Source organism: Serratia sp. CY33525 (assembly GCF_052169115.1).
Lineage (GTDB): Bacteria > Pseudomonadota > Gammaproteobacteria > Enterobacterales > Enterobacteriaceae > Serratia > Serratia sarumanii.
Genome location: NZ_JBJNLK010000001.1, coordinates 805,479 through 829,888, shown reverse-complemented (window position 1 = coordinate 829,888; position 24,410 = coordinate 805,479). Strand labels below are relative to the sequence as shown.

Here is a 24,410-nt window from a genome sequence, read left to right as displayed (position 1 = left end):
ATGAGGCACTATTGTCATCTGTCTTGATGCACGGGAGTGAGTGGTATGTCGAAAGAATCATTGGTGCTGGCTTTTCCACCGGCGGCGCCGGAAGAGAGCCTGGCTTACCTGGCGGCCAAGCTGAGCCGTTATGCGGATGCCTGGGACGTGGCGGAAGATCTGCGCAACGGCGTGGACGGGATAGTGGTGATCGACACCCGCGCAGAGGCGCTGTACGCCGCCGGGCATATCCCCGGGGCGATCAGCTTGCCGCATCGCCTGATGGATGAAGCCGGCACGGCGCAGCTGGATCGCCAAAAGGTGTATGTGACCTACTGCGACGGCATCGGCTGCAACGGTTCCACCAAAGGCGCCTATAAGCTGGCGAAGCTGGGATTCAGGGTGAAGGAGCTGATCGGCGGGCTGGATTTCTGGCTGCGCGACGGCCATCCGTTGGCCATCGGCGAACAGCCGGGATCGCTGCGCGATCGGGCGGCGGCTGAGGACTGCGGCTGCGCCTGAGGTGTTAAAACACCAGCGCCAGTACGATCGCCAGCGCCACCAGCAGCAGGATCAGCGCCGCGGCAGGCTTGCTGAGCGCTTTTTGCAGCGGCAGCGGCAGGGCGGCGATCAGCGGGTTGAGCAGCGGCTGCGGCTCGACGGGCTGGCTGACGATCGGCTGCGCCTGGCCGGCCTTCTCCAGGCGGCGGGCAAACAGCTGATGAATGGCGTCGCTCATTTGCGGATGCGTCAGAGGCGCATTGGCGCCGCAGTTGAAGCGCGTCTGGCAATAGTCGTTCATCTGCTGCAGCTCTTGCTCGTCCGCCGGCTGCTTGAGCGCCGCCAGCAGATTGTTCAGCGTCGGCGCGCTCTGCGGGCTGAGGGCCACCTTTACTTGCAAGAATTGGTTTAACAGCTGGAAGTGGCGCGCCGGCAGCGGATCGTTGGTTTTCACGCCCGCCAGATCAAACAGCGTTTGCCAGATTTTAGCCGGCGCTTCACCGGTGGCCGCGCTAAGTTTGGTGACCTGCTGCTGCAGGCTTTGATGCTCTGCGGGCAGCAGCGGGCGATCGCTGGTGGCGGTTTGCTGCGGCTGGGGAATGGCCAGGCCGCCGGTCTGCAACAGATTCAGCACCTGCTGCAGCTGTGGTGGGCTCAGCTGGCTCAGTACCGTGTGGCCGAACTGCTGGCGAATAAAGTCGCTGACCGCCTGGCGATTGTTGCCCTGCGGCAGCAATTCGGCCAGCTGTTGCAACAGCTGGCGCCCGGCATGGTTTTGCTGCGCCTGCGTCAGGCGCGTTTGCAGCAGCTGTTCCGCCGGTTGAAAATGACGCGCCAGCAGTTCACCGCCGTTATCGGCGCCGAGATCGTGACGCAGAGTCGCCCAGATCTCCGCCGGCTTTGCCGGGCTGAGCGTCATGATTTTCACGATCAGCTTTTCCAGCGTCGTGCGCTGCGCCGGAGAGAGGGGTTGATCGTCAGTGGCCGCCGTTTTGTCCGGGGAGGGAGGGCGTTCGCCGGCGATTGGGGTGCCCGGCCCACTCAAAGGTTGCATATCACCAGTCCTTCGCTGTGTATCCCCGCAGAATGCCTGGAGGAGAGAATCATCATCGTACCCGGCGAAAAGCGCAGGCTTACCCACTATGATACCTGTAAATCGCCGCCATCAATACCGCCGCTCAGACATTTCTTTACCGACAAAACGTTGCTAATCGCGCCCGCGCCGCTAAGATAGCCCCAGACCCGAACGTGAGGATGGCATGGTTAAACGGCAGCGGATTGCAAAATGGTTTTTATGCCTGGCTTGCCTGGTGGTGCTGACGTGCATGACCCAGCGCATGGCGGGCCTGCATGCGCTGCAGCAAACGCTGGGGATCCCGGCGGCCACTGCCGTTCAGTCCGGTGATACCGCCGCCGAAGCGCAGCCGACGCCCTGTGAGCTGAGCGCCAAGTCATTGCTGGCCGCGCCGCCGGTGATGTTCGAAACCGTGCTGTTCGGGCTGGGTCTGCTGCTGGCGCTGTTGGCGCCGACCATCGCCGCGCGCCTGCGCATTCCTCCTCCCCGCGCCATTTCACCCCCCACCCTCAGGGTGCACCTTCGATTATGCGTCTTCCGTGAATGAGTTAATCGCCCGTTTTTCGCGGTGATTTAATCATTTATGGAGAATTAACATGTTGAAAATTATCAGGCTGGCCTGCGCTTGCCTGTTTATGCTGTGGCTACCTGCCTTGCAGGCGGCGGACAGCGGCTGGCTGCAAAATCCGGCCAACGATCATGCCAAGGTGCGGCTGCGCGCCGACACGTCACAGCCGGGGGAGACCCGCCTGCTGCTGTCGGTCGAGCTGCAAAAGGGCTGGAAAACCTACTGGCGTTCCCCTGGCGAAGGCGGCATCGCGCCGGCTATCGTCTGGCAGGGCAACCCGCCGCCGGCGACCTGGCACTGGCCGACGCCGCAGCGTTTCGAAGTGGCCGGCATTTCCACCCAGGGCTATCACGATCGGGTCACGCTGCCGATCGTGATGTCAGGCCCGGTATCCGGCCCGCTGGCGGGCACCCTGACGCTGTCCACCTGCAGCAACGTCTGCATTCTGACCGACTACCCGTTCAGTCTGGATCTGACGACGCCGAACGATCCGCAGTTTAACCACGACTTCGCGCAGGCGATGGGGCAGGTGCCGATCGCCGCCGGGGTGGCGGAGAGCGTCAAGGCCGGTTACCGCAACGGCGAGCTGCAGATTGCCGCCGAACGCGCCGCCGGCTGGCAGCAGCCCGCGCTGTTCTTCGATACGCTGGCGGATGCCGATCTCGGTAAACCTCAAGTCGAGACCGACGGCGCTCAGCTGTTGGCGCGGGTGCCGGTCAGCGACGGTTGGGGCGATGCGGCGCCGGATCTGCGCGGCAAAACGCTGACGCTGGTGATCGACGACGGCGGCATGGCGCAGCAGATTACGCTGCCGATTGGCGATCCGTTGGCCGCGCCCGTCGGTGCGGCGTTCCCGCTGTGGCAGGCGGTATTGATGGCGCTGGCGGGCGGGTTGATCCTCAACCTGATGCCGTGCGTGCTGCCGGTGCTGGGCATCAAGCTCGGCTCCATCCTGCAGGTGGAGCATCGCGATCGGCGCAGCGTGCGTTTGCAGTTCCTGGCGTCGTCGCTGGGTATCGTCGCCTCGTTTATGGCGCTGGCCCTGTTGATGACGCTGCTGCGGCTCGGCAACCATGCGCTCGGCTGGGGCATTCAGTTCCAGAATCCGTGGTTTATCGGTTTTATGGTGCTGGTGACGCTGCTGTTCAGCGCCAACCTGTTTGGCCTGTTCCACCTGCGCCTCTCGTCCGATCTAAACACGTCGCTGGCCACCCATAACGGGCAGGGGCTGAGCGGCCATTTCTGGCAGGGCGCGTTCGCCACGCTGTTGGCGACGCCGTGCTCGGCGCCGTTTCTCGGCACGGCGGTGGCCTTCGCGCTGGCGGCGTCGCTGCCGGTGCTGTGGGGCATGTTCATCGCGCTCGGCATCGGCATGAGCCTGCCGTGGCTGCTGATCGCCGCCTGGCCCTCGCTGGCGCTGCGCTTGCCGCGCCCCGGCCGCTGGATGAATACCGTCAAGCTGGCGATGGGGCTGCTGATGCTGGCGTCGTCGCTGTGGCTGCTGAGCCTGCTGAGCAACCATATCGGCGTGCAGGCCACGCTGTGGCTGGGGGCGTTGGCGCTGCTGGCGTTGCTGCTGGCGGTGTGGCGTCAACAGGGCGCACGGTTGGCGGCCAAGCTGGCGGCGGGCACGTTGGTGCTGGCGGGCGTGGCCTTGCTGGCCGGATCGCTGACCGCCGGCCTGTGGCGCCAGCCGTTGCAGGATCGGGTGCAGTGGCAACCGCTGAGCGAACAGGCGATTACCGAAGCGCTGGCCCAGCATAAGCGGGTGTTCGTCGACGTGACCGCCGACTGGTGTGTGACCTGTAAAGCCAACAAATTCAATGTGCTGTTGCGCGATGACGTGCAGCGCGCGCTGAGCGCCGACGACGTGGTCGCGCTGCGCGGCGACTGGAGCCGCCCGTCGGCCGACATCAGCGCCTTCCTGCAAAAGCGCGGCAGCGTCGCCGTGCCTTTCAACCAAATCTATGGCCCCGGCAGCCCGGAGGGCGAGGTGTTATCCCCGCTGTTGACCCGTGACGCCGTGCTGCAATCCCTTTCCCATGCCAAAGGAACCGAACAATGAAAAAGCTACTGATTTTACTGATGATCATCGCCGCCCCGGTGTGGGCCGCCGAGCCTTTCACTCCGGCACAAGAGGCGCGTATCAAAGAGATGATCCGCGAAACGTTGGTGTCTAACCCGGACATTCTGGCGCAGGCGGTGGACGCCTGGCAGCAGCAAACCGCCGGCCAGCAGATCAGCCAGGCTATCAAGCAGAACGCCAAAACGCTGTATCAGGATCCGGCCAGCCCGCGCCTCGGCGCCGCCAACCCCAAACTGACGCTGGTGACCTTTACCGACTATAACTGCCCGTACTGCAAGCGTTTCGATCCGATGCTGGAGAAGATCGTCAAGCAATACCCGGACGTGGCGCTGGTGGTGAAACTGCTGCCGTTCAAGGGCGAAAGCTCGGTCAGTTCGGCGCGCGTGGCGCTCACCACCTGGCAACAGCACCCGGATCAATTCTGGGCCCTGCACCAGCGGCTAATGGCGAAAAAGGGCTTCCACGACAACGCCAGCATCGCCGCCGCGCAAGAGAAAACCGGCGTCAAGGCGGTGGCGCCCAGCGAACAGAGCATGACCACGCTGCGCACCAACATGGAATTGGCGGAGCAACTGGGCGTGCAGGGGACGCCGGCGACGCTGATCGGCGATCGGATGCTGCCGGGGGCGGTATCCTATGAAGAGCTGGAAGCGATGGTGAAACAGCAGTTGGCGAAGGCCAACAATGGCTAAGCTCAAGCGCTGGGGGCGCGAGTTGCTGTTGTTGGCGCTGATCGCGCTGGCGGTGGTGACGGTGATGGATTGGCTGAACGCGCCGCAGGCGCCGCCGGCCTTCGATGCCCAGACCCTGACCACGCTGGATGGCGAGAGTGTGTCGTTGGCGCAGCTCAGCCATGAGCGGCCGCTGCTGGTTTACTTCTGGGCCAGCTGGTGCGGCGTCTGCCGTTTCACCACGCCGGACGTCGCCCGTTTGCAGGCGGCGGGCGGCAACGTGCTGACCGTCGCGCTGCGCTCGGGCGACGATGCCCAGGTGAAACAATGGCTGGCGCGCAAACGGCTGGCGCTGCCGGTGGTCAACGATCCGGCCGGTACGCTCTCGGCGCAGTGGCAGATTGGCGTGACGCCGACCTTCGTGGTGGTCTCGCAGGGCAAGGTGGTGCAGACCACCACCGGCTGGACCAGCTACTGGGGGATGAAGCTGCGGCTGTGGTGGGCCTCCGTCTAACCGGCGTTTTTCTCCGTTATCACCTCCTCAATCGCCCGGCATAGCCGGGCGATACCTTCTTCAATCTGCGGCGGCGAGTTGGCGGCGAAATTCAGCCGCAGGCCGTGCGCGCCCAAATGTTCCTGCGCATAAAAGCATTCGCCGCGCGCGAAGGTCACGCCGTATCGCCAGGCGACCGGCATCAGCTCGGCGGTGGTCACCGACGCCGGCAGCGTCAGCCAGATAAACAAGCCTCCCTGCGGCGTTTCAAAGCGGCACCCCGGCGGCAGCCGCCGCTGCAAGGCGTCAATCATCACCTCCAGATGGCGGCGGTAGACGCGCCCGGCGCGCCGCAGCTGCTTGTCGTAACGGCCGACGGTGACGAAAGCGTCCAGCGCCCGCTGGATCAGGCTGGAACTGGTGAAGCTGTCGACGTGCTTCAGCCTTGCGAAACGCTGATAGTGTTCGCTGTCCGCCACCAGATAGCCGATGCGCATGCTGGGCAGCAGCATTTTGGAGAAGGTGCTGACGTAGATCACCGCGCCCGGCTGCGCCAGCGCGCGCAGCGACGGCAGCTGTTTGCCCTGATAGCGCAGATCGCCGACGAAGTCGTCTTCCAGGATCACCACGCCGGCCTGTTGAGCGATCGCCAGCAGGCGTCGCCGACGCGCCTCGCTCAGGCAGCGGCCGGTCGGGTTGTGGAAATTGGGGATGGTGTAGATCAGTTTGGGGCGGTGGCGTTCTAACAATTCCGGCAGCAAATCCACCCGCATGCCGTGTCGGTCGCCCGGTACGGTGACGATATTGACGCGGTGCTGGCGCAGCAGGCCCAGCGCTTCGGCGTAGGTCGGCTCTTCGACGATCGCCGTATCGCCCGGCGCCAGCAGGCTTTGCACCACCAGGCTGATGGCGTGCTGCGAGCCGTTGGTGATCAGCACCTGTTCCGCCTGCGTGGGGATGCCCTGTGCGCTGAGAATGCGGCTCAGCGTATCGCGCAGCGGGTAGTAGCCGCAGTATTCGCCGTAGCTGAAGGCCTCTTCCGCGTGGCGGCTGAGCACCGACAGCAGCACTTTGCGAAACGCCTCCAGCGGAAACACCTTAGGGCTGCCGACGCCGGCGGCGAAGTTGATCAGCCCCTCCGGCAGCGGGGCGTCGGCGTAGCCGTCCAGCCGCGAGGTGAGGGTGGTGAAGCTCTCCAGCGGGAAAGGGGCATCGCTGCTCGGCCGGGCCGGGCGCGTTTGCGCCTGCGGGTGCGTGACATAGGCGCCGCTGCCGCGCCGCTGATGCAAAAAGCCCTTGGCCGCCAGTTCGGCGTAGGCGTTATCCACCGTCAAACGGCTGACCGCCAGTTCGGCCGCCAGCGTGCGCGTCGAGGGCAGTTTGTCGCCATCGACGAATACGCCGGTGAGGATGGCGCGCCGCAGCGCTTCTTCGATCTGTAAATAGAGCGGAACGTCCTGCTCACGATCCAAAGGGATGTGCATGGGAAATTGGCCCGGTTATGGAGAGAGGTTTTTACTATACCCCATGTCAACAGGGCTTCAAGCGCAGAAAAGTGGCCTGCATGACAACGCCGCAAAGTGGCTATAGTGAGAAAAAATGGCCGCGTTACACTGTGCGCCTGAGCATTTATGTCGCCATTTTTCCGAGGATCTCATGTCATTACCGTCAGGCGTTTCCGCCCGGCCGGCGCTGCCCGGCGCGCGCCTCTTTCAGGGCAGCAGCCAGGGTTACGTCATCGCCATTATCAGCGCCATGCTGCTGGCCTTTACCGCCATCATCATCCGCGCGCTGACCGAGTACTATCACCTGCCGACCTTCGTGCTGGCGTTCTGGCGCGCGGCGCTGGTGGCGCTGGTGCTGTTGCCGCTGCTGTTGCTGGTGAAACCGCAGTGGGCGCGCCTGCGCCGTAAACAGGTGGCATTCTACGCGCTTTACGGGCTGCTGCTGGCGCTGTTCAACAGCCTGTGGACGCTGTCGGTGGCGCTGAACGGCGCATCGGTGGCGACCATTCTGACCTACTGTTCGGTGGGTTTTACCGTGTTCCTCGGCTGGGTGATGTACAGCGAACGCCTGACGCTGCGCCAATTGCTGGTGATCGCCATCAGCCTGGGCGGCTGCTTCCTGGTCAGCAACGGCGACAGTATGGGGAACAGCCACTTCGATCTGCTGGGGATGCTGGTGGGGATGCTGTCGGGCATCGGCTATACCCTGTATACCCTCGGCGGGCGGGTGGCCAGCGAACGCGGCTATCCGGTGTGGAACACCATCCTGTACGTGTTTGGTTTTTCGGCGCTGTACCAGCTGGTGTTCAACACGGCGTTGACGGCGTTTCCTCTGGCGGCGTTCCACGGCATGGCCGGCTCTCTGTGGTTCCTGTCGCACGGCGCGCAGGGCATTCAATGGAGCGGCTGGCTGTTGCTGCTGGCGCTGGCCGCCGGGCCGACGCTGCTGGGCTTCGGGCTGTACAATATCAGCCTGAAAACGCTGCCGCTGGCGGTGGCCAACCTGATCCTGTCGCTGGAGCTGGTGTTCACCGCGGTGATCGCCTATTTCCTGCTGGGGGAGAGCATGAATCAGCTGCAGCTGCTGGGCAGTGCGCTGGTGATGGGCGGGGTGCTGCTGTTGAAAAGCAAGACCGCCGAGGCGTGATCGGCTACCATTACGCCTCGCAAGAGAGGCCGTAATGATGAATAACCCGAGATTGAAACGAGCGCTTATCGCTTGAATGGCCGTGTTGAGTGAACGACAACACGGCCACAGACATTCCGTTCCGTGGCTTTTATTCCCGTAACCAGAGAATACGCCATGTCCGAAAAACACTGGTCCAACACCGAGCTGCTGCATCAGACGGTGACCAACCCGAACATTATCGTCAAAGGCACCCACAGCTACTACAGCGACTGTTGGGATAACGGCTTCGAACGCTCGGTAGTGCGCTATCTGCACGGCGACGCGGTCAGCCGGCAATGGCAGCCGCTGGGCGACATAGACCGCCTGCTGATCGGCGATTACGTGTGCATCGCGGCCGAAGCGGTGATCCTGATGGGCGGCAACCATACCCATCGCATCGACTGGCTGAGCCTGTATCCGTTTATGGCAACCATCAAGCAGGCGTACCGCCCCAAAGGCGATACCCGGCTGGGCGACGGTTGCTGGATCGGCATGCGGGCGATGCTGATGCCGGGAATCTCGATAGGTGAGGGGGCGATCGTCGCCGCCGGCAGCGTGGTGGCCGGCGATGTTGAGCCTTATGCCATCGTCGGCGGTAATCCGGCGAGGTTTATCCGTTGGCGGTTCGCGCCGGAAGTCATCGCGCGGTTGCTTGCCTTGCGCCTCTATGACTTGTCCGAGGCGGACTTTACGGTGATTCAGCCCCTGCTCGCCGATGGCGATATCGATGCGTTGGAAAGGGGAATTGCGGCCTTGCGCCGTTAAACGCAACGGGCGGGGATTCCCCGCCCGTTTCGCGTTACTCGGCCTTGGCCTCGATCGCCGATTGGCGGCGTTTGCGCATCAGGCGCAGCAGCGGCGGCAGCGCCAGTACCGCGACCGCCAGCACCAGCAGCGTTTGCGCGATGCTGCTGCTCCACAGGATGCCGAACTCGCCGTTGCTGATCGACAGCGCGCGACGCAGATTCTGCTCCAGCATCTCACCCAGCACGAAGCCCAGAATCAGCGGCGACATCGGGAAGTGCATTTTCCGCAGGATGTAGCCGAACACGCCCAACCCGACCATCAGCAGCAGGTCGAAGGTGGTGCTGTGCACCGCATAAACCCCCACCGCCGAAACCGCGGCGATCGCCGGCACCAGGAACCACAGCGGGATGGTCAGCATGCGGGTGAACAGGCCGACCAGCGGCAGGTTCATGATCAGCAGGATGACGTTGGCGATCAGCAGCGCCGCGATCAGCCCCCAGACGATATCCGGCTGTTCGGTGAACATCGCCGGGCCGGGGGTGATGTTGTACAGCGTCAGCGCACCCATCATCACCGCCGTGGTGCCGGAACCCGGCACCCCCAGCGTCAGCATCGGAATGAACGAACCGCAGGCAGAGGCGTTGTTGGCCGCTTCCGGCGCCGCTACGCCGCGGATGTCGCCCTTGCCGAAGGTGTCTCTGTTGCCGCTGATTTTCTTCTCGGTCATGTAGGTCAGCGCGCTGGCGATAGTGGCGCCGGCGCCCGGCAGAATGCCGACGAAGAAGCCGATCACCGACGAGCGCAGGGTAGGGCCTGCGCACTGCGCCGCCTCTTTGCGGTTGAACAGCAACCGGCCGGTTTTACGCACCAGCTTTTGTCCGGCGCTGGTGCTTTCCAGCATCAGCAGGATTTCGCTGACCGAGAACAGGCCGATCACCACCACGATAAACTGCACGCCGTCAGAGAGGTGCACGCTGTCGAAGGTAAAGCGGTAAACGCCGGTATTGGCGTCGACGCCCACCGTCGCCAGCCCCAGGCCGATCAGCGCCGCCAGCAGCGATTTCAGCGGGTTCTGGCTCATCATGCTGCCGAGGCAGGCGATGGCGAACACCATCAGGGCGAAATACTCCGCCGGGCCGAAGGCCAGCGACCAGCGGGCCAGCAGCGGCGCGAACAGGATGATGCCGCCGATGGCGATCATCGAGCCAACGAACGAGCTGACCGCCGAGATGGACAGCGCCACGCCGGCGCGCCCCTGCTGCGCCATCGGGTAGCCGTCCAGCGCGGTCATGATCGCCGCCGCGTCGCCCGGCACGTTGAGCAGAATCGACGAGATGCGCCCGCCGTATTCGCAGCCGATATACACCGTCGCCAGCAGGATCAGCGCCGATTCGGCCGGCAGCTTGAGGGCAAACGCCAGCGGCAGCAGGATCGCCACGCCGTTGATCGGCCCGAGGCCCGGCAGCAGGCCGACGATGGTGCCGACGAAGCAGCCGATCAGGGCGATAATCAGGTTCTGCGGCACCAGCGCCACTTCGAACCCTTGGGTCAAATACATCCAGGTATCCATCATCGCTCCCGTTAGCTCAGCCAGGCGCCGAGCGGCAGTGTGACATCAAGAAGGCGGTCAAAGGCGTAATACAGCACTGCGCCCATGACGACGCCGGAGATCGCCGCCGCCGGCAGGCTGGCCTGAAACAGCAGGCCGATGCTGAACGTCAGCAGCGCGGTCGCCAGCGGGAAGCCCAGCCATTCAAAGCCCCAGGCATACAGCACCAGGGTGATCACCAGCACCAGCAGCCGCTGCAGCACCTTGTTGTGCGGCCACTCCACCGCCTGCGGGCGGCGCAGCAACAGCAGGGCCGAGCACAGCGCCATCAGGCTGAGGATCGCCAGCGGGAACGGGCGCGGCCCCAGCGGTTCATAGCTGTATTCGCTTTGGATGCCCCAGCCGATGAACAGCCCGCCGATACACAGCAGCAGCCAAAAGCCGGCAAAAATACGATCGCTCATGGTTTTCCCCTGCGGTTATTTGGCCAGGCCGAACACTTTCGCCTGCTCACGGTATTGGGCAACCTGATTCTTCACGTAGGCGTCCAGCTCTTTGCCGGTCATGTTGAATTCGAACAGGCCGCGCAGATCGCGCTGCTGCTTGAATTCGTCGGTCGCCATCATTTTCTGGAAGGTGTCGATCCACCACTGATACTCTTCATCGCTGACTTTCGGCCCGACGTAGAAGCCGCGAATAATCGGCCACACCAGGCTGTATCCCTGTTCTTTGGCGGTCGGAATGTCGGCCAGTTGGCCCGGCAAACGTTGCTCGGCATACACCGCCAGGACGCGGATCTTGTCGCCCTGCAGGTAAGGCACCATCTCGCTCAGGTCACCGGAGACCGCCTGGATATGGTTGCCGAGCAGCGCGGTGACCGGCTCGCCGCCGCCTTCGAACGCCACGTAGCGCATCTTGCGCGGATCCACGCCGACTTCGCGCGCCAGCAGCGCGGTTTTCATCCAGTCCTGGCTGCCGATGGAGGCGCCGGCGCCGAACACCACGCTGTTGGGATCTTTTTGGAAGGCGTCCATCAGGTCTTTCAGGGTTTTGTAAGGCGAGTCGGCGCGCACCGCGATCATGCCGTAGTCGGTACCGACCGCCGCCAGCCATTTCACGTCGTCCACGTTGTAGCGGCCGAACTTGCCCTGGGCCAGATTGAGCAGCGAACCGCCGGAGAAGGCCACCACGGTGCCGAACTCCGCCGGGCGCTGCGCGACGATGGCGTTGTAGGCCACCGCGCCGACGCCGCCGGGCATATAGGTGACGCGCATCGGTTTATCGATGGCCTTGGTGTCCTGCAGCGACACCTGAATCAGCTTGCAGGTCAGATCGAAGCCGCCGCCGGGCTTGGCCGGCGCGATGCATTCGGTGCGTTTGGGCGCTTCCACGGCAAAGGCCTGATTGGCTGCCAGCAGCAGGGCGGCGGCGGTAAAGGTACGGGTCATTATTTTTTTCATTGTGACTTGCCCTCGGTATTGTTCTGATTGTGAAATCCCGCCGGGTGCGGTTGCAGGATTGTTAAAACAACAACCTTTCATTTACCTTTCAGTGGCCGGAAAAGTTTCCAGTCTGTGATTAGGGTCTCTTGTCGCCGGCGAATAACGGATGCGCTACCATAGAAAAGCGGGCAAGAACAGGGCGCAAAACCGGGCAAAATCCTGCGTAATATCAGGTTTGCCGTTCTGCTTTCGCGATAAAATCACGATCGGTGAAATGAATAGAGACGCAGTGATATGTTTTCGTTAGGGAAATTGTTTGGTGGCAGGGACAGCGCCAAAGTAGGTGCGATTAAACGGTTGCCTGAGGTTTACGCTGAAATGACGGGAAAAACCGGGCAGTGCCGTTTAAAGCGACTGCGTGCCGACGTTGGCGTTTTTGAGCTGCATTTTGTCAACGCCGACGGTGAAAAATATGCTTGCCAGATGACCGCCTGCGTGACCGGCATCGATCTGGTGTTTGCCGTCAACAACCGCTCCGTGCTGGTTTCTTCACCGTTTACCGCCGACAAACTGCGCCCGGTGCTGGACATCGCCGTTGCCGATAGCCCCATTCCGCTGATCTGACACCGGCCTGCGATCGCGCCCCATACGCATAATTGTGTGCCAGCTCCCAAAACTGGCGGCGCGGCGCTCTTTTATCCCCTTATTTTCCATGCCATTCTCTGTTATCGGCCTGTTAACAGGTGCCGTGTCGGCGCCAGGTTGTTCAGGTAAATCAATGGAATGGGAACATGCGACTGTTATTGGTTGAAGATCACCCCGAGCTGTCTCACTGGTTGCAAAAGGCGCTGACCGGCGCCGGCTTTGCCGTTGACGTCGCCCCGGACGGCGTGGCGGCGGATCACCTGCTGCTCAACGAACGCTATGCGCTCGCGGTGCTGGATGTGGCGCTGCCGCGTATGAACGGCCTGGATTTGCTGGCGCGCCTGCGCAAGCGCGGGCAGGATCTGCCGGTGCTGCTGCTGACGGCACGCACCGACGTGGCCGACCGGGTGAAAGGCCTGAATCTGGGGGCGGACGATTACCTCACTAAGCCGTTCGAACTGGACGAGCTGGAAGCGCGCATCCGGGCGCTGCTGCGCCGCAGCGTCGGCGCCCCGCAGCCGGCGTTGCAGTACGGCGCGTTGACCTATCACGACGAAGGCTATTTTCTGCTGGAGGGCAAACCGCTGGCGCTGACGCCGCGCGAACTGGCGGTGCTGACCGCGCTGATGCACCGGCGCGGCCGTCCGGTGGCCAAGCAACAGCTGTTCGAACAGGTGTTCACGCTGTCCGACGAAGCCAACCCGGAGAGCATCGAGCTTTACGTACACCGCCTGCGGAAAAAGCTGCAGGGCAGCGACGTGGCGATCGTCACGCTGCGCGGCCTGGGCTACAGCCTGGAGCTGTGCAATGCGGTGGTTTAACGCGCCGCGTTCGCTGTTCTATCAACTGCTGCTGTTTTTTGGCCTGCCGCTGCTGGCGTTGGGCGGCATCTCTATCTACACCCACTATTTCAGCGCCATGAGCGCCGCCACACTGGCTTACGATCGCACGCTGCTGGCGTCGGCGCGCACCGTGGCGGAGCGGCTGGTGGTGCGCGAAGGCAAGCTGGCGGTCGATGTGCCCTATGTGGTGCTCGACAGCTTCGAGCGCAACATGAACGATCAGCTGTATTACGAGGTGATTTCGCCGCAGGGGAAAAGCATTTCGGGCTATGACGATTTGCCGCCTTTGCCGCCCCATATCCCGCGCTCCACGCTCTACCCGGCGCTGGTGCATTTTTACGATGCGGAATACCTCGGCCGGCCGATCCGCGTGGCGGCGCTGTTTCAACCGGTCAACGAGTCGGGGGTGAGCGGCATGGCGACCATTTTGGTGGCGGAAACCCTGGAGTCGCGCCGTTACCTGGCGCGGCAGATGATGATCGCGGCGCTGTTGAGCCAGGGTACGGTGGTGGTGTTGACCCTGATCCTGGCGTTCGCGCTGCTCAAGCGGGTGTTGAAACCGATGCGTAAACTCTCCGGCATCATGCTGCGGCGCGATCCGGGCGAGCTGACGCCCTTGCCGCGGGTGTTGCCGTGGTCGGAGATGCAGCCGCTGCTGGTGGCGTTCAATCGTTACATCGAACGGCTGCGGCTGATGGTGGCGCGTCAGGAACGTTTCAGCGCCGACGCCTCCCACCAGCTGCGCACGCCGCTGGCGGTGTTGAAGACTCAGGTCGGGGTGGCGCTGGCCAGCGATCGGCCGCAGCAGTGGCGTGAAAGCCTGCAGGCGATGAGCGCGACGCTGGATAATACCGTGGCGCTGACCGATCGCCTGCTGCACCTCTCACGCCTGAAGGCCAGCGAGCACCAGGCCGAGCGCCAGCTGCAGCCGGTCAATCTGGCGCAGGTGCTGCGCGACGCCTGCTTTTCCCGCTTGCCGCAGGCGCGCAGCAAACAGATCGATCTGGGTTTCGAAGGCGAGGCGGCGTGTCAGGTGGCGGGGGAGCCGCTGCTGTTGGCCGAACTGTGCGCCAATCTGCTGGACAATGCGCTGAAATACACGCCGCGTCAGGGGATAGTGACCGCCCGCCTCACTCAGGATAAGGCGGCGGGGGAAGGCGTGCTGGAGATTGAAGACAGCGGCCCCGGCATCGCCTTGCAGGATAAGGCGCTGGCGCTGCAGCCGTTTCACCGGCTGGACAACGTGGGCGATCAGCCGGGCGCCGGCCTGGGGTTGGCGCTGGTGAAGGACATCACCGCCTATCACGGCACCCGCCCGGAGCTGCTGAGCTCCGCCGCGCTGGGCGGCCTGTTGGTGCGGGTGCGCTTCAGGTTGCTGCCTTAAGCCTGTTCTTTGCAGGACTCGACGTTGGCCGCCGGGGCTTTGGCTTTACGCGTCAGCGGCGTGCGCAGCCGCTGCGACAGGATAACGCCCAGCAGGGTGATGCCGCCGCCGATCAGGTGGTAGCCGTGCAGCTGCTCATGCAGGAACAGCACGGCGATAGCGGCGGTAAACACCGGCGCCAGGTTCATGAAGATCGAGGCGGTGTTGGCGCCCAGGCGCATCACGCCCTGGATCCACAGGAACGGGGCGATGATCGAAGCCGGAATGCCGGCGAACAGCACCAGCGGCAGGTTATGGCCGTTCAAGCCGACATCCTGCGCCATCAGGAAATTAGGTAGCAGCAGCAGCACGCCGAACAGGATCTGCACGTACAGCGATTGCCAGTTCGGCAGCGCGATGGCCCAGCGTTTGGTCAACACGCCATACAGCGCGTAAGAGGCGGTGGCGAGCAGCATCATCAATTCCCCCTTGCCGATACCGTGCTGCAGCAGCACGCCGGGCTGGCCGCCGCTGACCAGCCAGATCAAACCACCGAAGGAGAGTATGCTGCCGAGCAGTACGCCGACGGTCGGCGCAATGCGCAGCAGCACGATGCTGATCAGGATGGTCAGCAGCGGGATCAGCGACACGATGATGCCCATAAACAGCGCGCTGACGCTGTGCGCCGCGTAATAGGCCAGGCTTTGATACAGCACCATGCCCAGCAGGCCGAGGATCATCAGTTTCCACCAGTTGGCGCGCACCTGCGCCCAGTTGCGCAGCACGCCCGGCAGCACGAACGGCGTCAGGGCAATCAGCGCCAGCAGCCAACGGTAGAGCGAAATGGCCGCCGGATCGATGGCGGTGGCGGAGAGTTTGCTGACGACGGCGTTAATCGACCAAATCAGCACGGCCAACAGCGGGAAGAGCATATTCATGATAATTATTCTCAATAACGTCCGACATGCTGGCTAGTCTACGCGTGTCCGGTTTATCATATATAGCGATATCCAGACAAAAATTGGCGTAAACAAGACAAATCACGGGACGAAACCATGCCAGAAATCCGCCATTTCCCCGAGTCGCTGATCCCGGCACCCAACCCGGTGCAGTTCCGCTGCGAGGAGTTCAATGCGCGCACCGAATTCCAGCCGCACAGCCACACCTGGGGCCAGTTGATGTGGGTTAAAGCCGGGGTGATGGTGCTGCGCATCGGCGGGCAGCGCTTTCTGGCGCCGCCGGAGTTCGTGCTGTGGGCGCCGGCCGGCATCGAACACTCCTGTTACAACCAACGGCTGGCGCAGTGCCGCATGGTGGACATCACGCCGGCACTGTGCGCCGGCATGCCCGCCGATCCCTGCCTGGTGAGCGTGACGCCAATCTTCCGCGCCATCGCCGAGGATTTCTATGCGCGCAAACAGTACATTCCGCAGGCGGAGGAGGATTTGCGACTGTGCCAGGTGCTGATCGACCAGCTGCGTCTGTCGCCGCGCCAGCAAACCTATCTGCCGTCGTCGGACGACAAGTTTTTGGCGCCGGTGCTGGAAGCGTTGGAACATTGCCCGGCGGACAACACCTCGCTGGCGGCGTGGGCGGCTCGGGTCTACACCACCGAGCGTACGCTGTCGCGCCGCTGCCAGCAGGATCTGGGCATGTCGTTCAGCGAATGGCGCCAGCGTCTGCGTTTCCTGCACGCCGTGTCGCTGCTCGAGCAGGGCAAGACGGTGCAGGACGTGGCGCTGGACGTCGGCTACAGCTCCGCGTCGGCCTTTATCGTCATGTTCCAGCAGATCGCCGGCACCACCCCTGAGCGCTTTCGCCGTGCATGATTCAGTGGCACACTATTTCGCAGACAAATAGCCGTAAACCGTCGGAGAACGCAGTGAAAATTCTGGTTGATGAAAATATGCCGTACGCGGCCGAGCTGTTCAGCCGCCTGGGCGACGTGCAGGCGGTGCCGGGCCGCCCGATCCCGCGCGAGGCGCTGGCGGATGCCGATGCGCTGATGGTACGTTCGGTCACCAAGGTCAATGAAGCCTTGTTGGCCGGCAGCCGCATCGGCTTTGTCGGCACCGCCACCGCCGGCACCGATCACGTCGATGACGCCTGGCTGCAACGGCAGGGCATCGGCTTTTCCGCCGCGCCGGGCTGCAACGCCATCGCGGTGGTTGAGTATGTGTTCTCAGCCTTGATGTTGCTGGCCGAGCGCGACGGCTTCCACCTGCGGGATAAAACCGTCGGCATCGTCGGCGTGGGCAACGTCGGTTCGCGCCTGGACGCGCGCCTCAAGGCGCTGGGCGTGCGCACGCTGCTGTGCGATCCGCCGCGCGCCGATCGCGGCGACGCCGGGGAATTCTGGCCATTGGAGAAGCTGGTGGCTGAGGCCGACGTGCTGACCTTCCATACGCCGCTGAATAAATCCGGTCCATACCATTCGCTGCATCTGGCGGACGCCGAGCTGTTGGCGGCGCTGCCTGACAACCGCATTCTGATCAACGCCTGCCGCGGGCCGGCGGTGGACAACGCCGCGCTGCTGCAGGCGCTGGAAAAAGGCAAAAAGCTGAGCACGGTGCTGGACGTGTGGGAACCGGAGCCGGATCTCTCCTTGCCGCTGCTGGCGCGGGTGGATATCGGCACTGCGCACATCGCCGGGTATACGCTGGAAGGCAAGGCGCGCGGCACCACTCAGGTGTTCGAAGCGTTCAGCCGCCATCTGGGGCAGCCGCAGCAGGTGGCGTTGGCCTCGCTGCTGCCGGTACCGGAGTTCAGCCAGATCCGCCTCAACGGGCCGCTGGATGAAGCGCGGTTAAAACGATTGATGCACTTGGTGTATGATGTGCGCCGCGATGATGCGCCGCTGCGCAAAGTCGCCGGGCAACCGGGCGAATTCGATCGCCTGCGCAAGCACTACCAGGAACGCCGCGAGTGGTCTTCGCTGGCCGTGCAATGCGATGACAGCGCCAGCGCCGAGCTGCTCGGCAAGCTGGGCTTCAGCGTGGCGTAGCGCATAAGGTTGTCTTAAGCCAACGCCGCTACAGTGAGCGGCAAAGATTATCGGGCGGTGGCTGCACTGCCCGTCTGCATTTATGAATGAAATACTCTGGAGAAAACCCGATGTCTGACGGCTGGAATATCGCGCTGCTCGGCGCCACTGGCGCGGTAGGTGAAGCGTTGCTGGAATTGTTGCAGGAACGCCAGTTCCCGGTGGGTGAGCTCTATCCTCTGGCAAGCGAACGCAGCGCGGGCGCCAATGTGCGCTTTAACGGCAAGTCTCTTTTGGTGCAAAACGTCGAAGAGTTCGACTGGTCGCAGGCGCAGCTGGCCTTCTTCGTCGCCGGCAGCGAAGCTTCCGCGCGCTATGCCGAAGAAGCAGGCAACATGGGCTGCCTGGTGATCGACACCAGCGGCCTGTTCGCCATGGAGCCGGATGTGCCGCTGGTGGTGCCGGGCGTTAACCCGCAGGTGCTGGCGGATTACCGCAACCGCAATATCGTAGCGGTGGCCGACAGCATGGTCAGCCAGCTGCTGACGGCGATCAAACCGCTGACCGAACAGGCGGGGCTGTCGCGCCTGCACGTCACCACGCTGATGTCGGTATCGTCGCGCGGCAAGGCGGCGGTGGACGACTTGGCCGGCCAGAGCGCACGCCTGCTGAACGGCATCCCGGCCGAGGAAGGCGTTTTCGGTAAGCAGCTGGCGTTCAACCTGTTGCCGCTGATTGCCGACGAGCAGGGCAGCGTGCGCGAAGAACGCCTGATCGTCGATCAGGTGCGCAAGGTGTTGCAGGATGAAGGGCTGCCGATTTCGGTGAGCTGCGTTCAGTCGCCGGTGTTTTACGGCCACGCGCAGGTGGTGCACCTGGAAGCGCTGCGCCCGCTGTCCGCCGAAGAGGCGCGCAGCGAGCTGGAAGAGGTCGAGGACATTCAGCTGAGCGAAGAGGACGATTACCCGACTCAGGTCACCGACGCCTCCGGCAGCGATGCGCTCAGCATCGGTTGTCTGCGTAACGATTACGGCATCCCCGAGCTGCTGCAGTTCTGGACGGTGGCGGACAACGTGCGCTTCGGCGGCGCGTTGATGGCTGTCGAAACCGCCGAGCGTCTGGTGCAGGAGCAGATGTACTGATGTCTGAGGTGGTCTCGCCCGCTCAGCCGACGCTGAAGATCGCGCTGGGCATCGAATATGACGGCAGCCGGTACTACGGCTGGCAGCGGCAGCAAGAAGTGGCCAGCGTGCAGCAACGCCTGGAGCAGGCGTTGAGCAAGGTGGCGGATGCGCCGATTAGCGTGCTGTGCGCCGGGCGCACCGACGCCGGAGTGCACGCCACCGGGCAGGTGGTGCATTTCGAAACCACCGCGCGCCGCAAGGACGCCGCCTGGACGATGGGGGTGAACACCCATCTGCCGCCGGACATCGCGGTGCGTTGGGTGAGCCCCGTCGCCGACGATTTCCATGCGCGCTTCAGCGCCACCGCGCGCCGCTACCGCTATATTATTTTCAACCATCGCTACCGGCCGGCGGTGCTGCAACAGGGGGTAACGCACTTTTATCACCCGCTGGATGCCGATCGCATGCATCGGGCGGCGCAGGCGCTGCTGGGCGAGAACGACTTCACTTCGTTTCGCGCGGTGCAGTGCCAGTCGCGCACCCCGTGGCGCTGCGTAAAACACGTTAAGGTTACGCGCTACGGCGAATATATTGTGGTAGATATCAAAGCGAATGCCTTTGTGCATCACATGGTTCGCAACATCGTCGGCAGCCTGATGGAGATCGGCTGCGGCAATCAGGATGAGAACTGGATGGCCGAATTGTTGGCGTTGAAGGATCGCAATCTGGCGGCGGCGACGGCGCGAGCCGAGGGGCTGTATCTGGTTGCCGTGGATTATCCCGACCACTTTGGTCTACCGCGGCCGCCGATGGGGCCGCTGTTTTTGCCCGACGATTAAACGCCGGCACGCCTGAACGCGTCGCTCCCTTGTGCTTCTGCCGGGTGATTGAAACACCCGGTATCAATGAGAGAATTTATGGACATCATCAAGTTTATTATTGATTTCATTCTGCATATTGATGTGCACCTGGCCGAACTGGTCGCACAATACGGCATGTGGGTCTACGCTATTCTGTTCCTGATCCTGTTTTGCGAAACCGGTCTGGTGGTGACGCCGTTCCTGCCGGGGGATTCTTTGCTGTTTGTCGCCGGCGCGCTGGCGGCGTTGCCGACCAACGATCTGAACGTGCACACCATGGTGGCGTTGATGGTGGTGGCGGCGATCCTCGGCGATGCGGTGAACTACACTATCGGGCGGTTGTTCGGCGAGAAGCTGTTCAGCAACCCGAACTCGAAAATTTTCCGCCGCAGCTACCTGGACAAGACGCACCAGTTCTATGAGAAGCACGGCGGAAAAACGATTATTCTGGCGCGATTTGTGCCGATCGTGCGTACTTTTGCGCCGTTCGTCGCCGGTATGGGGCATATGTCCTATCGCCACTTCGCCGCCTACAACGTGATTGGCGCACTGGTTTGGGTGCTGCTCTTCACTTATGCTGGCTACCTGTTCGGCGATCTGCCGGTGGTGCAGGAGAACCTGAAACTGTTGATCGTCGGGATCATCATCGTTTCGATTCTGCCGGGCGTGATTGAAATTTGGCGCCACAAGCGCGCGGCCGCCCGCCAGCAAAAACAGTAAAAACATCGCTTAACCTGTCGGTTCGACCAGTTTTTTGTCCACAGCGTCGGGCCGATATGGTTTAATGAGCGACATTATGGTCTGTTCCTGCGAACAACCCTGAAGCCGATGCCTCAGTCGCCGCGCTTGCCGCGCCGCGAACGGGCATTTTTTCATTGGGGTGTTTTCAGGGGGATTGTTAAAGCATGAACAGCGGACTGGCGTGTGCCAGGTTCAAACAGAAAGGTCATCGATGAGCTGGATTGAACGAATTCTTAACAAGAGCAATATCACACAAACCCGTAAGGCGAGCATTCCTGAAGGGGTCTGGACCAAATGCGACAGCTGCGGCCAGGTCCTCTACCGCGCCGAGCTGGAGCGTAATCTGGAAGTGTGTCCGAAGTGCGACCACCACATGCGCATGGGCGCGCGCGCGCGCCTGCATACCCTGCTGGACGAAGGCAGCGAAGTGGAGCTGGGCAGCGATCTGGAGCCGAAGGACGTTCTGAAATTCAAGGATTCCAAGCGCTATAAAGATCGTCTGGTCGCCGCACAGAAAGCGACCGGCGAGAAAGACGCGCTGGTGGTGATGAAGGGCACGCTGTACGGCATGCCGATCGTCGCTGCGTCCTTCGAATTTGCCTTCATCGGCGGCTCGATGTCTTCCGTGGTCGGCGCGCGTTTCGTGCGTGCGGTTGAGCAGGCGCTGGAGGACAACTGTCCGCTGGTGTGCTTCTCCGCCAGCGGCGGCGCGCGCATGCAGGAAGCGCTGATGTCGCTGATGCAGATGGCGAAAACCAGCGCGGCGTTGGCCAAGATGCAGGAGCGCGGCTTGCCGTACATCTCCGTGCTGACCGACCCGACTATGGGCGGCGTTTCCGCCAGCCTGGCGATGCTGGGCGACATCAACATCGCCGAGCCGAAAGCGCTGATCGGCTTTGCCGGCCCGCGCGTCATCGAGCAGACCGTGCGCGAGAAACTGCCACCGGGCTTCCAGCGCAGCGAGTTCCTGATCGAAAAAGGCGCGATCGACATGATCGTTCGCCGTCCGGAAATGCGCCAAACGTTGGCGAGCATTCTGTCCAAGCTGACCAACCAGCCGCAGCCGCATTTCGATGAGGCCGCGCCGGTCATTGAGCCGGAGCCGCAGGCCGACGCCTGAGGCAAAGACAGATCCCGCCCGGGTTCAGCCGCCACTTTGTGGCTAAGTGACGGCTGATGCCCGTTCCCTGCCGGCCGTGGCCTATCTCGCTGCGGTTTGCAAGCTGGCGGCAGTCACGAAGCGCATCGCCTTTACCGCGGTGAGGGTGGTGCCCTGATGGATTAATGAACCCAAGTTCAGTGATGGGACTCATGCAAAACCACCAAATTCCCCAAGCCACGTCGCCATTGAGCTCGTGGCTTTATTATCTGGAACGTCTGCACAGCCAGGCGATCGAACTCGGCCTTGAGCGCGTACAGCGCGTCGCGGCGCATCTGGATTTACTGACCCCCGCCCCCACGGTGTTCACCGTTGCCGGCACCAACGGCAAAGGCACCACCTGTCGCACCCTCGAAGCCATTCTGCTGGCCGCCGGCCTGCGCGTCGGCGTCTACAGTTCGCCGCATCTGGTGCGCTATACCGAACGCGTGCGCATTCAGGGGGAAGAGCTGAGCGAAGCGGAGCACAGCCGCTCGTTCGCCGCCATTGAGGCCGGCCGCGGCGAAACGTCGCTGACCTATTTCGAATTCGGCACCCTGTCGGCGCTGCAGCTGTTCAAACAGGCGCGGCTCGACGTGGTGATCCTGGAAGTGGGCCTGGGCGGGCGTCTCGACGCCACCAACATCGTCGATCCGAGCGTGGCGGTGATTACCAGCATCGCGCTCGATCACACCGACTGGCTGGGCAACGATCGCGAAAGCATCGGCCGCGAGAAGGCCGGCATTTTCCGCAGCGGCAAGCCGGCGGTGGTGGGCGAACCCGACATGCCGGAGAGCATTCGTCAGGTTGCCGAAACGCTGGGCGCGCCGCTGTATCGCCGCGGCGAAGCCTGGAGCTTCAGCGAGCAGGGCGATCGCTGGCAGTGGCAGGGCGGCGACACGCTGCTGACCGATCTGCCGACGCCGAACGTGCCGCTGGCCAACGCCGCTACCGCGCTGGCGGCGCTGAACTGCTCCCCGCTGGAAATCGACGAACGCGCGATCTTCACCGGGCTGCAGCAGGCGACGCTGCCGGGGCGTTTCCAGATCGTGCGGCGGGAGCCGACGCTGATCCTCGACGTGGCGCACAACCCGCACGCCGCCGGCTATCTGGCCGGGCGTCTGGCCAAACTGCCGCGCGAAGGCGGCAAGGTGCGCGCGGTGGTGGGCATGCTGTCGGACAAGGATATCGCCGGCACGCTGGCCTGCCTGAGCGAGCAGGTGGATGAATGGTACTGCGCGCCGCTCGACGGGCCGCGCGGCGCCAGCGTCGAACAGCTAGCGCAACATCTGAAGGAACCGCGCCGCTTTAATGATGTCGAAACTGCCTGGCGGCAGGCTATGCAGGATGCTGATAAACAGGATATTGTGATCGTCTGTGGATCGTTCCACACCGTGGCGCAGGTGATGGCGGCGTTAGACGAGATGCGGGGAGTGTGAGTGGCGAGTAAATTTCAGAACCGACTGGTCGGAACCGTGATTCTGGTGGCGCTGGGGGTGATCATCCTGCCAGGGCTGCTGGACGGCAAAAAGAAGCATTACGAGGATGAATTTGCTGCCATTCCGTTGGTGCCGAAACCGGGCGATGTCGAAGAGAACGACGTGCTGCCGCCGGTGACGCAACCGCTGCCGGCGCAGCCGCCGGAAGGGGCGGGCGCGCTGGTCGAGCAGCAGGCGGCCAATGAAGCGGCGGCGCAACAGGCGGTGCGGCAGAGCGCTCAGCAGCCGACGCAGGTGGCGCCGCCGCCGGTCGAGACGCGTCCTCAGCCGGTACCGCAGCCCAAGCCGAAACCGGTGGAAACCAAACCGGTGGAAGTGAAACCGAAACCGGCACCGCAACCGAAGCCGGTGGAAGTGAAGCCGGTGCCGAAGCCGGAGCCGACGCCGAAACCTGAGCCGGCGCCGCAGCCGAAACCGGCGGAAGAAAAAGCGCCGGCCGGGCAAGCCTATGTCGTGCAGCTCGGGGCGCTGAAGAACGCCGCCAAGGCGAACGAGATTGTCGCCTCGCTGCGCCTCTCGGGCTATCGCGCCTTCACCGTGCCATCAACGCCGGTGCAGGGGCAGATCACCCGCATCTACGTCGGCCCGGACGCCTCCAGGCAGAAGCTGCAGGCGGCGCTGCCGTCGCTGAACTCGATCAGCGGGCTGAGCGGGCAGGTGAAGCCGTACGGCCGTTAAACCCCGCAGGGGCGCAGCACGATGCGCCCCTGAATGAAGGAGTGGTGGAGAGAAAGCGAGAAAAACCGCGCCTTTTACAGGCGAAATCACCTATGTAGGCGCGGCGATTGAGAATTTTTTGATCGCCGCTTTTTATTTGTAACGTGGTAGGAAATCCCCTACGCAAACGTTTTCTTTTTCTGTTAGAATTCGCCGCGAATTGGATGCAGGGGCGATTCATCATTGGAATAGTTCATGGTCTGGATTGATTACGTCATTATAGCGGTAATTGGATTTTCGGCTCTGGTGAGCCTGATCCGAGGGTTTGTTCGCGAAGCATTGTCACTTGTGACATGGGGATGTGCGTTTTTTGTTGCCAGCCATTTCTACTCTTACCTTGCGGTCTATTTCACTCGTTTTGAAGATGAACTGGTGCGAAACGGCATCGCGATCGCGATTTTGTTCATCGCGACCTTGATCGTAGGGGCTATTGTTAACTATGTGATTAGCTCACTGGTAGAGAAAACCGGGTTGTCGGGCACCGACCGGGTGCTGGGCATCTGCTTCGGCGCGCTGCGCGGAGTATTGATCGTCGCGGCGATCCTGTTCTTCCTGGATACCTTTACCGGCTTTTCACAGAGTGCCGACTGGAAACAGTCGCAGCTCATTCCCCAGTTCAGTTACGTCATCAGGTGGTTCTTTGACTACCTGCAGAGCACGTCGAGTTTCTTGCCGACCCAATTGCCGGGGCGGTAGCGCTGATGAGGAAAAGAC

Annotated in this window: 25 protein-coding genes; 19 read left to right on the top strand and 6 right to left on the bottom strand. The window is 62.8% G+C overall.

Annotated elements, in window-relative coordinates:
• Positions 1–45: 45 nt before the first annotated feature.
• Entirely contained in the window at positions 46–501 is a 456-nt protein-coding gene (locus tag ACJ8IM_RS03925) for a rhodanese-like domain-containing protein (RefSeq protein ID WP_033635375.1), read from the top strand.
• Positions 502–505: 4 nt separating this feature from the next.
• Here ACJ8IM_RS03925 and flk read toward each other — a convergent pair whose 3' ends face one another.
• Positions 506–1,534, bottom strand: a complete 1,029-nt coding sequence (gene flk, locus ACJ8IM_RS03920) for a flagella biosynthesis regulator Flk (protein ID WP_033653741.1) — start codon at positions 1,532–1,534, stop codon at positions 506–508.
• 205 nt (positions 1,535–1,739) lie between these two features.
• Between flk and ACJ8IM_RS03915 the strand changes: the two genes are divergently transcribed.
• From ACJ8IM_RS03915 to ACJ8IM_RS03900, 4 genes are read left to right on the top strand one after another with little or no spacing between them, the layout of a single operon-like run.
• Entirely contained in the window at positions 1,740–2,102 is a 363-nt protein-coding gene (locus ACJ8IM_RS03915) for a hypothetical protein (RefSeq protein WP_033635372.1), read from the top strand.
• A 49-nt stretch (positions 2,103–2,151) separates the two neighbouring features.
• Positions 2,152–4,188 (top strand): protein-disulfide reductase DsbD family protein, encoded by a 2,037-nt coding sequence (locus ACJ8IM_RS03910; protein WP_033653742.1) that lies wholly within the window; start codon positions 2,152–2,154, stop codon positions 4,186–4,188.
• On the top strand, positions 4,185–4,901 hold the full coding sequence (locus tag ACJ8IM_RS03905) for a DsbA family protein (protein WP_033648072.1): 717 nt from the start codon (positions 4,185–4,187) through the stop codon (positions 4,899–4,901). The genes ACJ8IM_RS03910 and ACJ8IM_RS03905 overlap by 4 nt, the downstream gene beginning before the upstream one ends.
• On the top strand, positions 4,894–5,394 hold the full coding sequence (locus tag ACJ8IM_RS03900) for a protein disulfide oxidoreductase (protein WP_033653743.1): 501 nt from the start codon (positions 4,894–4,896) through the stop codon (positions 5,392–5,394). The genes ACJ8IM_RS03905 and ACJ8IM_RS03900 overlap by 8 nt, the downstream gene beginning before the upstream one ends.
• Here the strand turns inward: ACJ8IM_RS03900 and pdxR are convergent.
• Positions 5,391–6,857, bottom strand: coding sequence for a MocR-like pyridoxine biosynthesis transcription factor PdxR (pdxR, locus tag ACJ8IM_RS03895; RefSeq protein WP_033653744.1), 1,467 nt, complete (start codon positions 6,855–6,857; stop codon positions 5,391–5,393). The two genes, ACJ8IM_RS03900 and pdxR, sit on opposite strands and share 4 nt — an antisense overlap.
• A 172-nt stretch (positions 6,858–7,029) precedes the next feature.
• Between pdxR and ACJ8IM_RS03890 the strand changes: the two genes are divergently transcribed.
• Entirely contained in the window at positions 7,030–8,025 is a 996-nt protein-coding gene (locus ACJ8IM_RS03890) for a DMT family transporter (RefSeq protein ID WP_033653745.1), read from the top strand.
• A 156-nt stretch (positions 8,026–8,181) separates the two neighbouring features.
• A complete protein-coding gene (locus ACJ8IM_RS03885) occupies positions 8,182–8,811 on the top strand; it encodes a CatB-related O-acetyltransferase (protein WP_033653746.1) in 630 nt (209 codons plus the stop codon).
• A gap of 34 nt (positions 8,812–8,845) precedes the next feature.
• Here the strand turns inward: ACJ8IM_RS03885 and ACJ8IM_RS03880 are convergent, their stop codons facing one another.
• Genes ACJ8IM_RS03880 through ACJ8IM_RS03870 form a run of 3 tightly spaced genes read right to left on the bottom strand, consistent with a single transcriptional unit; the run spans position 8,846 to position 11,802 of the window.
• On the bottom strand, positions 8,846–10,363 hold the full coding sequence (locus ACJ8IM_RS03880; protein ID WP_033653747.1) for a tripartite tricarboxylate transporter permease: 1,518 nt from the start codon (positions 10,361–10,363) through the stop codon (positions 8,846–8,848).
• 11 nt (positions 10,364–10,374) lie between these two features.
• Positions 10,375–10,806 (bottom strand): tripartite tricarboxylate transporter TctB family protein, encoded by a 432-nt coding sequence (locus ACJ8IM_RS03875; RefSeq protein WP_033635360.1) that lies wholly within the window; start codon positions 10,804–10,806, stop codon positions 10,375–10,377.
• Positions 10,807–10,821: 15 nt separating this feature from the next.
• Positions 10,822–11,802: a Bug family tripartite tricarboxylate transporter substrate binding protein gene (locus ACJ8IM_RS03870; RefSeq protein WP_033635359.1), complete on the bottom strand. Its 981-nt coding sequence runs from the start codon at positions 11,800–11,802 to the stop codon at positions 10,822–10,824.
• Between the two features lie 360 nt (positions 11,803–12,162).
• On the opposite strand from ACJ8IM_RS03870, the gene ACJ8IM_RS03865 reads away from it, so the two are divergent.
• The 3 genes from ACJ8IM_RS03865 (at position 12,163) to ACJ8IM_RS03855 (ending at position 14,655) form a co-directional block, all read left to right on the top strand.
• On the top strand, positions 12,163–12,408 hold the full coding sequence (locus ACJ8IM_RS03865) for a hypothetical protein (RefSeq protein ID WP_223307145.1): 246 nt from the start codon (positions 12,163–12,165) through the stop codon (positions 12,406–12,408).
• A 167-nt stretch (positions 12,409–12,575) separates the two neighbouring features.
• Entirely contained in the window at positions 12,576–13,250 is a 675-nt protein-coding gene (gene tctD / locus ACJ8IM_RS03860) for a transcriptional regulator TctD (protein ID WP_033648064.1), read from the top strand.
• Positions 13,237–14,655, top strand: coding sequence for a sensor histidine kinase (locus ACJ8IM_RS03855; RefSeq protein ID WP_033635356.1), 1,419 nt, complete (start codon positions 13,237–13,239; stop codon positions 14,653–14,655). The genes tctD and ACJ8IM_RS03855 overlap by 14 nt, the downstream gene beginning before the upstream one ends.
• Here the strand turns inward: ACJ8IM_RS03855 and ACJ8IM_RS03850 are convergent.
• On the bottom strand, positions 14,652–15,572 hold the full coding sequence (locus tag ACJ8IM_RS03850; protein ID WP_033648062.1) for a DMT family transporter: 921 nt from the start codon (positions 15,570–15,572) through the stop codon (positions 14,652–14,654). The genes ACJ8IM_RS03855 and ACJ8IM_RS03850 overlap by 4 nt on opposite strands.
• Positions 15,573–15,689: 117 nt before the next feature.
• Here ACJ8IM_RS03850 and ACJ8IM_RS03845 point away from each other — a divergent pair, with 117 nt between their 5' ends.
• From ACJ8IM_RS03845 to cvpA, 9 genes are all read left to right on the top strand, one after another.
• Complete coding sequence (locus tag ACJ8IM_RS03845) at positions 15,690–16,463, top strand: AraC family transcriptional regulator (protein ID WP_033635354.1); 774 nt, start codon at positions 15,690–15,692, stop codon at positions 16,461–16,463.
• A gap of 53 nt (positions 16,464–16,516) precedes the next feature.
• Complete coding sequence (gene pdxB, locus ACJ8IM_RS03840; RefSeq protein ID WP_033653748.1) at positions 16,517–17,638, top strand: 4-phosphoerythronate dehydrogenase PdxB; 1,122 nt, start codon at positions 16,517–16,519, stop codon at positions 17,636–17,638.
• Positions 17,639–17,748: 110 nt separating this feature from the next.
• Positions 17,749–18,759 (top strand): aspartate-semialdehyde dehydrogenase, encoded by a 1,011-nt coding sequence (locus ACJ8IM_RS03835; protein WP_033653749.1) that lies wholly within the window; start codon positions 17,749–17,751, stop codon positions 18,757–18,759.
• Positions 18,759–19,580 carry a tRNA pseudouridine(38-40) synthase TruA gene (gene truA, locus ACJ8IM_RS03830; RefSeq protein ID WP_033635351.1) on the top strand — a complete coding sequence of 274 codons (822 nt, stop codon included), beginning with the start codon at positions 18,759–18,761 and terminating at the stop codon, positions 19,578–19,580. Before ACJ8IM_RS03835 ends, truA begins: the two co-directional genes overlap by 1 nt.
• 78 nt (positions 19,581–19,658) lie before the next feature.
• Complete coding sequence (locus ACJ8IM_RS03825) at positions 19,659–20,321, top strand: DedA family protein (protein WP_019453745.1); 663 nt, start codon at positions 19,659–19,661, stop codon at positions 20,319–20,321.
• Between the two features lie 232 nt (positions 20,322–20,553).
• The gene (accD, locus tag ACJ8IM_RS03820; RefSeq protein WP_025303691.1) at positions 20,554–21,462 is read left to right on the top strand and encodes an acetyl-CoA carboxylase, carboxyltransferase subunit beta; all 909 of its coding nucleotides are present in this window, start codon (positions 20,554–20,556) and stop codon (positions 21,460–21,462) included.
• 191 nt (positions 21,463–21,653) lie between these two features.
• Positions 21,654–22,919, top strand: a complete 1,266-nt coding sequence (folC, locus tag ACJ8IM_RS03815; RefSeq protein WP_033653750.1) for a bifunctional tetrahydrofolate synthase/dihydrofolate synthase — start codon at positions 21,654–21,656, stop codon at positions 22,917–22,919.
• Entirely contained in the window at positions 22,920–23,657 is a 738-nt protein-coding gene (dedD, locus tag ACJ8IM_RS03810; RefSeq protein ID WP_033648058.1) for a cell division protein DedD, read from the top strand.
• Between the two features lie 234 nt (positions 23,658–23,891).
• Positions 23,892–24,392 carry a colicin V production protein gene (gene cvpA / locus ACJ8IM_RS03805; protein ID WP_004936119.1) on the top strand — a complete coding sequence of 167 codons (501 nt, stop codon included), beginning with the start codon at positions 23,892–23,894 and terminating at the stop codon, positions 24,390–24,392.
• The last annotated feature ends 18 nt before the right edge of the window (positions 24,393–24,410 follow it).